Origin of the sequence: Streptomyces sp. NPDC051921, from assembly GCF_040680975.1 — a bacterium.
GTDB lineage: Bacteria > Actinomycetota > Actinomycetes > Streptomycetales > Streptomycetaceae > Streptomyces.
This window is the reverse complement of sequence record NZ_JBFAXU010000015.1, coordinates 1-14330: the sequence shown is the minus strand read 5'-3', so window position 1 is coordinate 14330 and position 14330 is coordinate 1. Positions and strand designations below refer to the sequence as shown.

General features: G+C 72.3%; 14 protein-coding genes, 1 tRNA gene and 1 pseudogene. 8 read left to right on the top strand and 8 right to left on the bottom strand.

Going from position 1 to position 14330, the window contains the following annotated elements; translation table 11 throughout:
* Positions 1-67: 67 nt before the first annotated feature.
* The gene (locus AB0M16_RS20565) at positions 68-1267 is read right to left on the bottom strand and encodes an acyl-CoA dehydrogenase family protein (protein ID WP_365344823.1); all 1200 of its coding nucleotides are present in this window, start codon (positions 1265-1267) and stop codon (positions 68-70) included.
* 563 nt (positions 1268-1830) lie between these two features.
* Here AB0M16_RS20565 and AB0M16_RS20560 point away from each other — a divergent pair.
* A complete protein-coding gene (locus tag AB0M16_RS20560; RefSeq protein ID WP_365344821.1) occupies positions 1831-2202 on the top strand; it encodes an MmcQ/YjbR family DNA-binding protein in 372 nt (123 codons plus the stop codon).
* A 19-nt stretch (positions 2203-2221) separates the two neighbouring features.
* Here the strand turns inward: AB0M16_RS20560 and AB0M16_RS20555 are convergent, their stop codons facing one another.
* On the bottom strand, positions 2222-3115 hold the full coding sequence (locus AB0M16_RS20555) for a transketolase C-terminal domain-containing protein (protein WP_365344819.1): 894 nt from the start codon (positions 3113-3115) through the stop codon (positions 2222-2224).
* A gap of 61 nt (positions 3116-3176) precedes the next feature.
* Positions 3177-3896 carry a transketolase gene (locus AB0M16_RS20550; protein WP_365344817.1) on the bottom strand — a complete coding sequence of 240 codons (720 nt, stop codon included), beginning with the start codon at positions 3894-3896 and terminating at the stop codon, positions 3177-3179.
* A 125-nt stretch (positions 3897-4021) separates the two neighbouring features.
* Here AB0M16_RS20550 and AB0M16_RS20545 point away from each other — a divergent pair.
* A tRNA-Pro gene (locus tag AB0M16_RS20545) sits at positions 4022-4095 on the top strand.
* Between the two features lie 177 nt (positions 4096-4272).
* Here the strand turns inward: AB0M16_RS20545 and AB0M16_RS20540 are convergent.
* Together AB0M16_RS20540 and AB0M16_RS20535 are read right to left on the bottom strand one after the other, a co-directional pair.
* Entirely contained in the window at positions 4273-4743 is a 471-nt protein-coding gene (locus AB0M16_RS20540; RefSeq protein WP_365344815.1) for an ArsI/CadI family heavy metal resistance metalloenzyme, read from the bottom strand.
* Between the two features lie 37 nt (positions 4744-4780).
* A complete protein-coding gene (locus tag AB0M16_RS20535; RefSeq protein WP_365344813.1) occupies positions 4781-6160 on the bottom strand; it encodes an NAD(P)-binding domain-containing protein in 1380 nt (459 codons plus the stop codon).
* 252 nt (positions 6161-6412) lie between these two features.
* Here AB0M16_RS20535 and AB0M16_RS20530 point away from each other — a divergent pair, with 252 nt between their 5' ends.
* Positions 6413-6775, top strand: a complete 363-nt coding sequence (locus tag AB0M16_RS20530) for a metalloregulator ArsR/SmtB family transcription factor (RefSeq protein ID WP_365344811.1) — start codon at positions 6413-6415, stop codon at positions 6773-6775.
* An 87-nt stretch (positions 6776-6862) separates the two neighbouring features.
* Here AB0M16_RS20530 and AB0M16_RS20525 read toward each other — a convergent pair whose 3' ends face one another.
* The 3 genes from AB0M16_RS20525 to AB0M16_RS20515 are packed head-to-tail and all read right to left on the bottom strand — an operon-like array spanning position 6863 to position 9034.
* On the bottom strand, positions 6863-7924 hold the full coding sequence (locus AB0M16_RS20525; RefSeq protein ID WP_365344809.1) for an ArsO family NAD(P)H-dependent flavin-containing monooxygenase: 1062 nt from the start codon (positions 7922-7924) through the stop codon (positions 6863-6865).
* Entirely contained in the window at positions 7921-8691 is a 771-nt protein-coding gene (locus tag AB0M16_RS20520; RefSeq protein WP_365344808.1) for an MIP/aquaporin family protein, read from the bottom strand. The genes AB0M16_RS20525 and AB0M16_RS20520 overlap by 4 nt, the downstream gene beginning before the upstream one ends.
* Before the next feature lie 34 nt (positions 8692-8725).
* The gene (locus tag AB0M16_RS20515; RefSeq protein WP_150504754.1) at positions 8726-9034 is read right to left on the bottom strand and encodes a metalloregulator ArsR/SmtB family transcription factor; all 309 of its coding nucleotides are present in this window, start codon (positions 9032-9034) and stop codon (positions 8726-8728) included.
* 109 nt (positions 9035-9143) lie between these two features.
* On the opposite strand from AB0M16_RS20515, the gene AB0M16_RS20510 reads away from it, so the two are divergent.
* The 5 genes and pseudogenes from AB0M16_RS20510 (at position 9144) to AB0M16_RS20490 (ending at position 14156) form a co-directional block, all read left to right on the top strand.
* Complete coding sequence (locus tag AB0M16_RS20510) at positions 9144-9560, top strand: arsenate reductase ArsC (RefSeq protein WP_365344806.1); 417 nt, start codon at positions 9144-9146, stop codon at positions 9558-9560.
* Positions 9557-9721 (top strand): annotated as a pseudogene (locus AB0M16_RS20505) (FAD-dependent oxidoreductase); the annotation flags it as partial. The gene AB0M16_RS20510 and the pseudogene AB0M16_RS20505, both read left to right, overlap by 4 nt.
* Before the next feature lie 119 nt (positions 9722-9840).
* On the top strand, positions 9841-10488 hold the full coding sequence (locus AB0M16_RS20500; protein WP_365344804.1) for a DUF6338 family protein: 648 nt from the start codon (positions 9841-9843) through the stop codon (positions 10486-10488).
* Entirely contained in the window at positions 10485-10634 is a 150-nt protein-coding gene (locus tag AB0M16_RS20495; RefSeq protein ID WP_365344802.1) for a hypothetical protein, read from the top strand. Before AB0M16_RS20500 ends, AB0M16_RS20495 begins: the two co-directional genes overlap by 4 nt.
* A 3-nt stretch (positions 10635-10637) precedes the next feature.
* Positions 10638-14156 carry a CHAT domain-containing protein gene (locus tag AB0M16_RS20490; RefSeq protein ID WP_365344800.1) on the top strand — a complete coding sequence of 1173 codons (3519 nt, stop codon included), beginning with the start codon at positions 10638-10640 and terminating at the stop codon, positions 14154-14156.
* Positions 14157-14330 lie beyond the last annotated feature (174 nt).

Here is a 14330-nt window from a genome sequence, read left to right as displayed (position 1 = left end):
GTGACGTTGCCCCGGTGTTCGGCTTCCCTGCCGGACGCCGGGGCGCGGTTCTTCCGGTGGTGGGGCGTCAGACGTGGGCCGGCTCCATGCGGACCACTTCGGAGAGCCGCTCCGACCAGCTGCCCTTGTCCTGGCCGAGGGCGACCTCGGCGAGCCGGAGGAGCTGGATGTCGGAGGTGCCCGCGGGGGCGAAGATGTGGTGCGCGTCGCGGAGGTAGCGCTCGATGGGCCGATCGGTGAAGAGGCCGGCCGCCGCGTGGATCTCCATGGCGTTGCGCCCGGAGTCGATGGCGGACTCGACGTTGACCAGCTTGGCGTTCATGAGCTCGGTGTCGCAGGACATGCCCTGGTCGAGCAGGTGAACGGCGTGGTAGGCGGCGAGCCGGGCCGTCATCAGGCGCGACTGCATCTGCCCCAGCTTCAGCTTGACGGTGGGGAGTTCGGCGAGCGGCTTGCCGTAGCGGATGCGCTCGGTGGCGAAACGGGTGGTCTCCTCCAGGATGGCCTGGTGGATGCCGAGCGACACCGCGGTGAGGTTGGCGCGGCCGTAGAGCACGCTGGAGGAGTACGCGACGGCCAGACCGTCGCCCTCGTCTCCGAGCCGGTTCGCGGCCGGAACGCGGCAGTTCTCGAAGATGAGCTCGCCGAAGCTGAAGCCGTGCAGGCCCATCGCCGACTGCTGCGGACCGGTCCTGAACCCCGGGCGATCGGATTCGACCAGGAAGGCGGTAAGCCCCTTGGATCCCGGACCGGTTCGGACCACGACGCCGTGGAGGTCGCCGACGTGGCTGTTGCCGACGTAGACCTTGCTGCCGTTGAGCACGTAGTCGTCGCCGTCGCGCACCGCGCTCGCGGACATGCCGAGGACATGCCCGCCGGACTCGGGCTCGGTCACCGCGATGGTGGGCAGGCACTCGCCGGCGGCGATGGCCGGAAGCCAGGTCTTCCGCTGTTCGTCGCTGCCGAAGTGGACGATCTTGGCGGTGCCGAGCTGCGAGGCCTGCACCATGGCACCCATCGCGCCGCTGACCCGCGAGAGCTCCTCGATGATGATCGTCTTGGCCAGGTGTCCGGCGCCCATGCCGCCGTACTCGTGGCCGATAGTCGCCCCCAGCCACCCCTGTTCGGCGATCAGTCGGGACAGCTCGTGGTGCACGGAGCGCGACGCTTCCATCTCCGCTATGCGCGGCCGGACCTCACGCTCTGCGAAGCTCCGGACCGCCTCACGGAGTTGATGATGCAGTCGACTGCTGAAGTAGCCGTCCATCCGAGTCCTCCTCTGCGAACGCCTGCTCGTCGAGTGGTCCGAGCAGGTGGTGCATCGGCAGTGGTCCCGTCCCGAACAGGCCGACCACTTCATGGTGTTGATCTTTCTGGGGCGGATCAATATCGCCACCAAGTTTGGCCGAAACCGGAATGGTTGACGTTCGTTTCTGACTGTGTTTCGCGTGGTCTCGGCGTTTCGGGTCAGACTTGTGCGCCATCCCCCGGGGGCGTGTTTCTGCCACTTGCCAACGGCATGAGAACTGCGGGCATATGGCGACGAGGAGGTGCGGATCGCCTCATGCGTCACTTCGTCACCGAAGAAGCGGCATTCCGGAACCGTCCGCCGGACCGAGCGGCACCGGAGCCACGTGGCACCCGGCTCCGCGGACCCCGTTCGGAGGGCGCGCCGGGGGGATGCGCGGACGCGGTAGGGCGCACAGGGGGTCACACGGAGTGAAGGGGGCTCGTCACGGAGCGTGCGCGGGCGCATGCGCCCGAGGCCGCTCCCTCCGTCGCTCTCCGTCCGGAGGCGCGATGTCAGAGGGGGGCCGTAGCGTCGGACGCATGGCAACCGCGGACGACATGCGCAGGATCGCCCTCTCGCTGCCCGGGGCGTTCGAGAAGCTCGCCTGGGGCATGCCCACCTTCCGGGCCGGCCAGGGTGGGCGCGTCTTCGCGTCGCTGGACGACGACGACCAGGTGATGGGCGTCAAGTGCCCCAAGGAGGAGCGGGCGGAACTGATCGCGGCCGAGCCGGACAAGTTCTTCCTGCGCGAAGGGCACGACGACGCCTGGGCCTGGATACGGGTCCGGCTCGGCGCCCTGGAGGACGAGGAGGAGCTGCGCGCGATCCTGGCCGACTCCTGGCGGCAGGCCGCCCCGCGCCGACTCCTCGCCCAGCACCCCGACCTGGGCCGGCCGGCCGCGGACGAGTGAACGCGCCGACGGCCGGCGTTCACCCCAGGAAGGTGGAGATCCTCGCCCGCAGGGCCGCCGGGTCGAGCCCCTGCCCGGCCAGGTGCTCCTCGATCGTGCCGTAACGACGCAGCTCGGCGCGCCCGATCCCGAGCCCCAGCACCCGGTGCGGCACCTCGGCGAGCGCGTCGTTGGCGGCGCCCGTCGAGGTCCCGGCGAGATAGGGCTCCACCAGGACGACGTCCGGGCGCGCCCCGGCCGCCGCCCGGCGCAGCGTCGCGCCGTCGAAGGGCCGCACGGTCGTCGCGTACAGCACCGTCACGTCCAGGCCCTCCGTCGCGGCCAGCACGTTGTCGAGCATCGGCCCCACCGCGACGACGACTCCCCGAGAGCCCTCGCGCACCACGGTGAAACCGCTCCGGGCCAGCGGGTACGCCGAGGCGTTGGCGTGCACCGAGAGGCGCACGTACACCGACCCGTCGCCCGCGGCGGCCTGCCGCAGCAGGGTCTCCGCCTCGTCCGGGTGCCCCGGCACGTGCACGGTCCAGCCGTCCAGGGTGTCCATGAGGGCCACGTCACCGGGCGACATGTGGGTGAAACCGCCGGCCGGCCAGTCGTACGAGCCGCCCGCGCTGACCAGGACGCCGTGCACGCCCTGGTGCCCGAAGTCCAGCTTCAGCTGCTCGAAGGGCCGCTCCACCAGGAAGCTGGCGAAGGTGTGCATGATCGGGCGCATCCCGGTCAGCGCCATCCCGCCGCCCGCCCCGACGAGGAGCTGCTCCCGGATCCCGACGTTGATCACGCGGTCCGGATGGCGCCGCAGCGCCTCCTGGAAGCCGTCCTTGCTGATCTCGGCGAGCAGGAGCGCGAGGCGGGGGTCGGCGTCGAGCAGGCGGCTGGTGGTGGCGATGAAGCGGTCACGCATGGTGTCCACGGAAGGATCTCCTCGAAGGTGCTGTCGGCGCAGGTCGGGAACGGAAAAGAAGGAAGGGGACTCAGGGGTTCTTGGGCTCGACGCGGGCGACGACGGCCCGCGGCCGGCCCGGGTGCGGCGCGGTGTAGGCGGCGTACAGCGCCTCGTGGTCCCGGCCGTCCACGGTCTCGGCGGACCAGCCGGCCGCCTCGAACCGCGAGGCGATCCCGCCGGGCCAGCCGTACGTGGCGGAGCTGTTGTCGATCACCACCGTGTGCAGCTGCTCGAGACCGGCCGGCCCGGCGTAGGCGAGCGCCTCGTGATTGCTCCCCTCGTCCAGTTCGGCGTCCCCGATCAGCACCCACACCTTCGGCTCGGGCAGCCCCTGCGCCCGCAGGCCGAGCACGCTCCCCACGGCCAGCGGCAGCCCGTGCCCGAGCGACCCGCTCCCGATCTCGACGCCCGGCACGAGCGTCCGGTCCGGGTGGTGCCCGAGCGGCGAGTCGTAACCGCCGAACCCGGTCAGCACGTCCTCCCCGACGAAGCCCTTGTCGGCGAGGACGGCGTAGTACGCCATGGGCCCGTGCCCCTTGGACAGCAGGAACCGGTCCCGCCCGGGATCGTCGACCGTTCCCGGCGACACCCGCAGCACCCGGTCGTGGAGCACCCAGAGCGCGTCGAGCGTGGAGGTGGCAGCGGGGGAGTGCTTCTCGTCCCCGGTCATCAGCCCCATCAGGCGCTGCAGCCGCTCGATGTCGCCTCGCGCGTCCGCCGTGCCCGTCACATACGTCGTGTTCGTCATGACACACACCGTGCAACCTCAAGTGCGCTTGAGGTCAACCCGTCAAAGGGTTCGTGAGCACACGCGGAAGTGCGGTATGGTTCTCATGCGCGTTCGGCCGGGGAAACCCCAGGTCAGACGGGCATCGGGACGTGGCGCAGCTTGGTAGCGCACTTGACTGGGGGTCAAGGGGTCGCAGGTTCAAATCCTGTCGTCCCGACTCGAAAGAGTCGTAGATCAGAGGCCGTTTCAGAGAGATCTGAAACGGCCTCTGACTCGTTTCCGGGGCCCCGTCGGGGGCCGACCTGTCGTGACCGCGTCAGCGGGCGACCACGACCGGGCTCGGCAGGGACCGGGGGCACACAGCACGCTGAGGTGGTGCCGGGAAAACAGTCGATCAGCAGCAGCCGCCGGCGGTGGCGCCGACCGGTCCGCTCGCCTGGGCGCCGCCGGTGGCCGGGCCGGCGCAGCACGTGCCGGCCTGCTGCTCGGCCAGAGTGTCGGCGTCGGCCTTGACGACGTACACCTCCCACGGCTCGCGGCCGGGGCCGTGGACCCACACCTTGTCCTGGAGCGCGTAGCAGCAGGTGGTGTCGCTCTCCTCCGTGGTGGCGAGACCTTCGTGGGCCAGCCTGGTGGTGGCCGCGCGGACGGCTTCGGTGCTGTCGACCTCGACGCCGAGGTGGTCCAGGCGCGTGTCCTCGCCGTCGACGCCCTCGATGAGGACGAGCTTGAGCGGCGGTTCGGTGATGGCGAAGTTGGCGTAGCCGTCGCGGAGCTTCGCCGGCTCGGTGCCGAAGAGCTTGCTGTAGAAGGCGACGGATGCCGAGAGATCGGGGACGCGCAGGGCGAGCTGTACGCGAGACATGACGGTCCTCCTGTTCGTGAGCGGGTGGTCGGGCCGGTCAGCAGCCGCCGGAGGCGGCCGGGGAGCCGCCGCCGAGCTGGATGAGTGCGGGGCCGGGGGCGGGGGCGCAGCAGCCGCCGCCGTCACCCGTCTCGTCGCTCTGCGGCTGGTCGAAGAGGCCGGCGCCGCCGCAGACCCCGGTCTCCGGGAGGACGAGTTCGACCCGCTCGGCGGACTCGTGGTCGCCGGCGATGGCGGCGACGACGGAGCGGACCTGCTCGTAGCCGGTGAGGGCGAGGAACGTGGGCGCGCGGCCGTACGACTTCATGCCGACCAGGTACACCCCGCCCTCCGGGTGCGACAGCTCCTTCACGCCGTGCGGGTAGACGGTGCCGCAGGAGTGCTGGTTCGGGTCGATGAGCGGGGCCAGTTCGACCGGGGCCTGGAGGCGCTCGTCCAGGCCGAGGCGGAGCTCGGAGAGGAAGGACAGGTCGGGGCGGAAGCCGGTCAGGACGATGACCTCGTCGACGGGGTCGAGTCGGCGGCCGTCCTCGGCCACCAGCACGAGCTGCTCGCCGTCGCGCTCGATCGCGTCCGTACGGAAGCCGGTGACGGCGTCGGCGTGGCCCTCGTCGACGGCGGCCTTGGCGGCGAGGCCGAGGGCGCCGCGGGCGGGGAGCTGGTCGGCGGTGCCGCCGCCGAAGGTGGAGCCGGAGATGCCCCGGCGGAGGATCCAGGTGGCGTGCGTGCCCGTGCCGTCCTCGGACTTCGCGAGGTCGGCGAGGGTGGCCAGTGCCGTGAAGGCGGAGGCGCCGGAGCCGATGACGGCGGTGCGCTTGCCCGCGTACCGGCCTCGTACGGCGGGGTCGTTGAGGTCGGGGACGCGGTAGGAGATCCGGTCGGCCGCCGCGCGCTCGCCGAGCGCGGGGAGGCCGTCGCCGCCCGCCGGGCCCGGGACCGCCCAGGTGCCGGAGGCGTCGATGACGGCGCGGGCGAGGATCCGGTCTTCGCGCCCGTCGGCGTACCGGACGTGGACGGTGAAGGGCTGGGTCTCGCGGTCGGCGTCGACGATCCGGTCTCGGCCGACGCGGGAGACGCCGGTGACCTGGGCGCCGAGCCGGACCTTGTCGCCGAGGACGTCGGCGAGAGGCTGCAGGTAGTCGGCCGCCCAGTCACCGCCGGTCGGATAGGTGCCCGCGTCAGGCTTCACCCAGCCGGTGGGGGCGAGCAGCTTCTCGGCGGCCGGGTCGGTGGCCTCGCCCCAGGTGGAGAAGAGCCGCACGTGCGACCACTCACGCACCGCCGCGCCGGCCCGCGCACCCGCCTCCAGGACCAGCGGCTCCAGGCTGCGGTGGACGAGGTGAGCAGCGGCGGCCAGGCCGGCAGGGCCGGCCCCGATGACCACGACGGGCAGCTGCTCGGTGGCGGTGACGTTCATGGCGATTCCCCTTGTGCTTCGACGTCCGTCGATCTCTTGCGCCTTCAGCATGGCACCTGTATCGACGGGCGTCAACATAGACATTCATCGAATTGGTCGGTTCGCTCGCGGAGCGCGGCAAGGTCGCAGGCACTCTCTCGGTCGGACCCGGTCGGACCCGGTCGGACCAGGCCGGGCCGCCGGCGGGTGGTCCGCTGGTGGTGCGGCATGCGGCCCCTGGGCGCCTGGTTCGACGTGTGTCAACATAGGCGTATGTCGAATGTGAAGGCGCTGCCGCTGCTGGAGCCCGCCGTCGAGCCCTGCTGCCCGCCGCTGAACGAGCGCCCGCTGACGGCCGAAGAGGCCGAGCGGACCGCGGTCATGTTCAAGGCGCTGGGTGACCCGGTCCGCCTGCGCCTGTTCTCGTCCGTCGCCTCGCACGAGGGTGGCGAGGCATGCGTCTGCGACATCTCCGACGTCGGCGTCTCCCAGCCCACGGTCTCCCACCACCTGAAGAAGCTCAAGGAGGCCGGGCTGCTCTCCTCCGAAAGGCGCGGCACCTGGGTCTACTACCGCGTCGAGCCCGCCGTACTCGCAGCCATGGGTGCGCTCCTCACCAAGGCCGCCGCCGCGTAGTCCCCGCAGGAGCTCGGGCACAGCCCCATATCGCCGTGGAACCGCACGGACGGCGACATCTGTACCATCCTCACGCGCCCCCTCGGCTCAGGCGGCGCCGAGCAGGCCGGCGATCTGCCGGGCGGCTTCCCGAGCGGAGCGGCCGACGCCGATGAGGGTGGCGGAGGCGGGGCCGGTCCAGTCGCCGTAGCCGAGCAGGTGGAGGCGGGGCTCGCCGAGGGCCTGGGTGCCGTGGGTGGGGATGTGACCGCGGGAGCCTCGCAGGCCGAGGGGTGCCAGGTGGGAGAGGGCGGGGCGGAAGCCGGTGCACCAGATGACCGCGTCGGCCTCGGCCGTCATGCCGTCGGCCCAGTCCACGCCGGTCGTGGTGAGGCGGGTGAACATCGGCTGGGCCTTGAGGAGTCCGGCGTCCCGGGCTTGGCGTACGGGTGGGACGGCGACGATGTCGCCGAGCGAGGCGACGCCGCCGGTGTCGGCGAGGCCTTCGTCGAGGGCGCGGCGGCGGGCGGTGGCGTGGTCGAAGAGGGCGCGGCCGTCGATGTCGTCGGCGAGGTAGCGGGGTTCGCGAAGCGTGACCCACGTCAGCTCGGAGTCGTACGCGAGGTCGGCGGCGATCTGGGCGCCGGAGTTCCCGCCGCCCACCACCACGACCCGCTGTCCGACGAAGTCGGCCGGGCGTCGGTACTCGACCGTGTGCAGCTGGGCGCCCTTGAACTCCGTACGCCCGGGGACGGCGGGAACGAAGGGGCGCCACCAGGTGCCCGTCGCGCTGATGACCGTACGGGCGCGCCAGGTCCCGGCATCGGCCTCGACGCGCAGGAACTCGCCGTCGCGGTGGACCGATTCGACGCGGACGGGGCGCATGAGGGGGAGCTCATAGCGCTGCTCGTAGTCGGAGAGGTACGAGACGACATGGGCGGCGTCCGGGTATGTCTCGCCCGGTTGCGGCGGCATGAGTCGGCCCGGGAGGGAGGAGTACGCGGCCGGGGAGAAGAGGTGGAGGGAGTCCCAGGTGTGCTGCCAGGCGCCGCCGGGGGTGGCCCGGGCGTCGAGGACGACGAAGTCCAGGCCGAGGCGGCGCAGGTGGTAGCCGGCGGCGAGCCCGGCCTGGCCGCCGCCGATCACCACCACGTCCACGACCTGGGTCACTCGGCGTCCGTCTTCCCGCGCATGAAGATGACCGCGACCAGGGCGAGACCCGCGACCACGCCGATGACCTGCATCCCGACGAACGCGGGCACGGAGGCGGGCGCGATGCCCGCGAAGGTGTCGGTGAACGCGCGTCCGATCGTCACCGCCGGGTTCGCGAACGAGGTCGACGAGGTGAACCAGTAGGCCGCGCCGATGTACGAGGCGACCGCGACGGGCGCGAAGCGGAGCCGGTCGGTACGGGCCAGGCCGAAGATCAGCAGGATCAGGCCGGCCGTCGCCACGACCTCGCCGAGGAGCAGGTTGCCGGCCGAGCGGTCGTGCGTGGACCACTGCACCAGCGGCTCGCCGAACATCGCGTCCGCCAGGATGGCGCCGAGGATCCCGCCGACGATCTGGGAGGGGACGTAGACGGCGAGCTCGCTCCCCGTCACACCCGCGCCGCCGCGGCAGGCGGTCCACCACTCGGCGAGGCTGACGGCCGGGTTGAAGTGGGCGCCGGAGACCGGGCCGAGGAGGGCGATGAGCACGCCGAGGCCGAAGACGGTGGCCGTGGAGTTGGCGAGGAGCTGCAGCGCGACGTCGTCGGTGAGGTCGGTGGCCTGGATGCCGGAGCCGACGACGATCGCCACCAGGGCGGCGGTGCCGACGAGCTCGGCGGCGGCGCGGGCGGCGAGCGGGGTCCGGGGCGGGGTGGCCCCGGGCGCGGGCCGCGGCGACGTAGCGGTGGCTGTGGCGTCGCTCGCAGCGGGCTCGGTGGCGGTCACGGGCGGGTACTCCTCGGCAGGTGAGGCGAGAGCGTTACGGGCACGCTCTCTTGGTGTCGGCGTTGGCGCGGGCAGCCGCGGCCAGGTCGGCGAACCGACCGGCCAGGGCCTCGATGACGTCCGGCTTGAGCCGGTAGTAGGTGAACCGGCCGCACGGCTCCGTCTCCACGACCCCGGCCTCGCGCAGCACTCTCAGGTGGTTGGAGAGGTTCGTCTGCTTGGCACCGGTCTCCTCCACCAGGTGGGTGGTGCACAGCGTCTCGCGGGCGAGCAGGGTCACGATCTGGAGGCGCAGGGGATCACCCAGCACCCGGATCAGATCAGTATCGACTGACGTCATCATGGACTGATACTGTCACATCATCCAGGGCTGATACCAGCCTGGGGTGACCTCAACTCTCCGCGCGGCCGGCCCTTCCACCGCCCCGCACTGCCCTCCGAGGACGAAACAGATGACCGCTCCGCTCGCCTCCGTGCTCTTCGTCTGCGTCCACAACGCCGGCCGCTCCCAGATGGCCGCCGGATTCCTGCGCCACCTCGCCGGAGACCGCGTCGAGGTCCGCTCCGCCGGCTCCCTGCCGGGCGACCGGATCAATCCCTCCGCCGTGTCGGCCATGGCCGAGCTCGGCATCGACATCTCCCACCAGAAGCCGAAGGTCCTCACCGCCGAGGCCGTCCAGGCGTCGGACTACGTCATCACCATGGGCTGCGGCGACGCCTGCCCGATCTTCCCCGGCAAGAAGTACCTCGACTGGGCCCTGGAGGACCCGGCCGGCCAGGGCGTCGAGGCCGTCCGCCCCATCCGCGACGAGATCAAGGGCCTGATCGAGGGCCTCATCGCCGAGATCGACGCGAAGCAGGAGGCGTGACCGAAGGGGCCGAGCCCTCCGCCGACGACGTCCGTGAGGTCATCGTCACAGGCTCCGGCCCCGCCGGATGCACCGCCGCCCTCTCCACCGCCCGCGCCCAGCTCAAGCCCCTGCTCTTCGGCAGCTCGATCGTCGTCGGCGGCTTCCTGACCACCCGCTCGGCCTGCCGGACGAGGACGAGCTGTCCGGCCCAACTTCCGTGGCTCCGGCTGTTGTTCGCGTTCAGGGATGCAAGCCGGTAGCCTGACCGGACGGAGCCCGTGCGGCATGGGGGTGGTGAGTGCAGGCGCCTGCGACCGTCGTGCAGCTCGTTCTGCTCGTCCTTCTGGTGCTGCCCGGGGTCACCTATCAGTTCGTCCGGGAACGCCGCCGTGGGCCGGTGCCCGGTGAACGCGATCTGGGTGAGCGGGTGCTGCGGGCGGTCGTCGCCTCGATCGCACTGGACGCCCTGTACGCCGTGGTGGCGGGGCCGGCGCTGGTTCGCCTGGCTCAAGGCACCGGCGGCTGGGACGGCTTCGCGGAGCGGCCGCGCGTGGTCGGCTTCGTCGCCGTGGTGCTGTTCCTCGTCGTGCCGGCCGTCGCGGCGGTCACCGTTTCCCAGGTGGATCGGCAGCGGCGCAGGGCTCGCTTCCTGCGCACGCCCAGCGCCTGGGACCACGCGTTCCGCGACCGCGAAGCGTGCTTCGTGCGCGTGCGGCTCAAGGACGGCAACTGGACGGGCGGTTGGTACGGCGACCGGTCGTACGCCTCCTCGTACCCCCACCCGACCGAGCTGTACCTCGAATCGGCGCGCGTGATGGGTGCCGACGGCTCGTTCGGCGCGCGTGTGCACGGAACGGCGGGCCTGCTGCTGCGGGCGGAAGACTTCGACGTGCTGGAGTTCGTCGAAGCCGGAGAACCGGCGGCGGTGCCGGGGGAGGAGCGATGATGACGAACGAACCCGAACTCTCGCCCGAAGAGGCGGTGCTGCTGCAGGAGGCCGCGGAACGCGGCTACACCCCGAAACGCACGGTCGCCGAGCCGGACGAGGCGCCCGGCGGCCCGGCCGGAACCTCGAACGGCAACGAGGACTGACGCGTGGGTGGCGGGCCCGCGAGCGGCCTGGCCGAGCGGTTCTGGGAGGCGTTCCAGGTGGCCCGGCACAGCGCGGACCCCGCGTCGGTCGAGAACGCGATCGACCTCGGCCGCGCCCTGCTGGGCGCCGAGGACGTGGCCGAGCGCCGCTCGGTCCTGTCGAACCTCGGAGGTCTGCTGCAGACCCGCTACCACCAGACCGGCGACTTCGCGTTGCTGCAGGAAGCCGTCCGGGCCGTCACGGAGGCCTACTTCCTGGCCTACGGAAGCCCGGAGGATTCGGCGGGCTACGCCAACAACATCGGCATGCTCCTGCACACCGCCTTCCGGCGGAACCAGGACCACGGAACCCTGGCCGAAGCGCTGGACTGGAGCCGGGCGGCCGTCGACGAAGAACCGTCCACGAAGAAGGCGTTCTACCTGGGCAACCTCGTCGTCGCGCTGCGGACGGCGTTCACCGTCACGGAAGACCTCGCCCACCTGGCGGAAGCCGTCGAGCACGCGCGGGCCGCCGTCGCATGCTCCCCCGACGACGTGTCCACCTCCAGGAGTCTGCACTTCCTCGCCGTCGTCCTGCGCGACTGGTCCGATGAGACCGGGGAGACCGGTGTCGTGGAGGAAGCCGTCGACGCCGCGCGGCGAGCGGTGGGGCTCACGCCCGCCGGGTCGTCCGACGTGCTCGACCGTTTGAAGAACCTCGCGTACCTCCTTGACGACCGCCACCGGGCTCGCGGAGCGCGGGACGACCTGGCCGAACTGCTTCGGGTCCGCCAGACGCTGGTGGCCCACACCCCGGTCACCGATCCACGGCACTCGCAGAACCTTGCCGAGCTGACGACCACGGAACGGGACTGGGCCGCGCTCACCGGCGAGCGCCCGACGTCGAACCGTCGCTGGGAACGCGCCGATACCGAAGCCGAAGTGTGCGGACGGTACGCTGCCGAGTTCAAGCAGACCAGGGACCCGACCCTGCTCGACCGCGCGATCGAGCTCGGGCGTTCGGCGGCGGCGGCGACCCCCGCCGACCACCCCCATCGAGGCGTACGGCTGGACCACTTGGCCACGGCGCTGGCCACCCGGGGTGAAGAGTTGGGGGACCACGCCGCACTCGCGGAGGCCGTCAGCATCGAGCGGGAGGCGGTCGCGTGCACGCCGGCGGGCCATCCGCTGCGGATCCGGTTCCTGGGCAACCTCGCCGTCAACCTGAACGCGTTGTTCCACGCGACCGGAGACCTGGCCCACGTCGTGGACGCGATCGACGTCGCCCGCCGTGCCGCTGAGGCCACGGCCGGGCAGGGCGACCACCCGCGGTCGCTCGGGATCCTCGCCGTCGTGCTGCACAACCGGTTCCGGGTGACCGGCGAGCTGCAGGTGTTGTCGGAGGCGGTCGACCGCGCGCGGGAGTCCGTCCGCCTCGGCGCGAGCCTGGTGGCCGAGCAGGCCCAGCGGCTCTCCAACCTCGGCGCCATGCTGTCCGACTGGTTCACCAGGACGGGCGAGGCGAGCGTGCTCGACGAGGCGATCGCCGCGCACCGCGCGGCCGTGGACGTGACGGCGGACGACGACCCGGACCGGGCCCTGCGGCTCGCCAATCTCGGCGGTGTGCTGGGGATGGCGTACGAGAGGTTCGGCGACCGGGACGCGCTGCGGGACGCGATCATCGCGCGCCGGGCGTCCGTGGCCGCGACTCCACAGGACAGCCCGCACTGGCCCGGCTACACCGCGAGCCTGGCCGCCGCGCTCGCCGACTGGTGCACGAACCCCGTCGCACCCGCCGTCGCGCGACGGGAGCCGCCGGATCAGCAACTCCTCGCCGAGGCGATCGGCCTGGCCCGGAGTGCGGCGCGCAGGCCCGGGCAGGACGCCTACTCCCGGGCGGGTTTGCTGACCCGCGTCGCCAACGTCCTGGCCCTCGGCTTCCGGCACCTCGGCGACGGCGACGCGCTGACCGAGGCGCTCGGCTGCTACCGGGAGGCCGCGGAGTCCGCCGGATCGCCGACGGCGATCCGGGCGGAAGCGGCGGACCGGTGGGGAGATCTGGCCGCCGAAGCCGGGCAGTTCGACGCCGCCGCCGAGGGGTACGCCGCCGCGGTCCGGCTGCTGCCCCGGCTCGCCGGGCGCCGCCTGGGCCGTGAGGACGCCCAGTACTGGCTCGGCCGGTTCGCCGGGGTCGCCGCCGACGCGGCCGCGTGCGCGCTGGCCGCCGGCGACGAGGTGAGCGCGGTGACCCTGCTCGAATCCGGACGGTGCGTGCTCGCCGCCCAGGCGCTCGACAGCCGCGGCGATCTGTCCGACCTGCGTGAGCGGGCGCCCGAGCTGGCCGAACGCTTCCGGACGCTCACCGCGGAGTTCGAAACCGACACCACGAGCGACCGCGTGGCCCTCGCCGACGAGCTCGACGCGGTGACCGACCGGATCCGCGCGCTGCCCGGGATGGAGCGGTTCCTCCGACCCCCGCTGCTCACCGACCTCACCGCGCAGGCGCACGAGGGCCCGATCGTGTACGTCAACGTCAGCCGGCACCGGTGTGACGCGCTCGTCGTCACTCCGGCCGGGGTCCGGTCACGCGCACTGGACCGGTTGAGCGAAGAGACCGTGAGTCACCGCGTACGCGCTCTGCACACCGCGTTCACGGAGGGGCGGCCGGCCGCCGAGCAGGCGATCCACGACACGCTCGAGTGGCTGTGGGACACCGTCGTGGGCCCGGTGCTCGGCGAACTGGGGCTGACGGCGCAACCGGCGGCGGACGAGCCGTGGCCACGGGTCTGGTGGGCCCCGGTCGGGGCGCTCAGCCTGCTCCCCCTGCACGCGGCGGGGCATCACCGCGACGGCGGACCCGTGCTCCTCGACCGTGTCATCTCGTCGACGACGCCGACGATCCGCGCTCTGCGCCACGCCCGCACGGGCCGCCGCGACGACCGTCAAGAGCCGCGGCTGCTGGTGGTCGCGATGCCGCACACTCCGGACGCCCCGGACCTGCCCGGGGCACGGGCCGAAGCCGACCACCTGGCCGCCCTCGTACCCGGCGCCACGGTCCTGGTCGGCGCGGACGCGACGCGTGACGCCGTTCTCGACGCCCTGCCGGCCAGCGGCTGGGCGCACTTCGCCTGCCACGGGTACAGCGACCCGGACAACCCTTCGGACAGCCACCTCGCGCTGCACGACCACGACCGTGCGCCCTTTCGGGTGGTGGACCTTTCCCGGCTGCGCCTGCGGAACGCGGAGTTCGCGTTCCTGTCGGCCTGCGACACGGCCCGCACCACCGCACGCCTGTCCGACGAGGCGATCCACCCGTTGGCCGCTTTTCAGATAGCCGGGTTCTCCCAGGTGGTCGGCACGCTCTGGCGCGTCGACGACGTCGTGGCGCCGGCCTTCAGCCGGCAGATCTACGGCGAGCTGATCGCGGATCGATCCGGGGCGTTGCGCGCGTCGACGGCGGTCCACCGCGCGGTCAGGCAGCTCAGGACGAGGTATCCGAACCTGCCGTCGGTGTGGGCCGCACACGTCCACGCGGGCGCCTGACGACGCACCCTCCGTCGTACCGGAGGCCGATGCGAGCCGCGGCTCCTCGGCGAGCCGGCCCACGGCCCTCGCGCACCGACGCCCCCGTTATGTTTTTCGCGGTCCTGCAATGGGGCCGCTGGCCTCCGGGCCCGGCATGACTGTTGCCCCCTGTCGAACGGATGACCTGGGGGG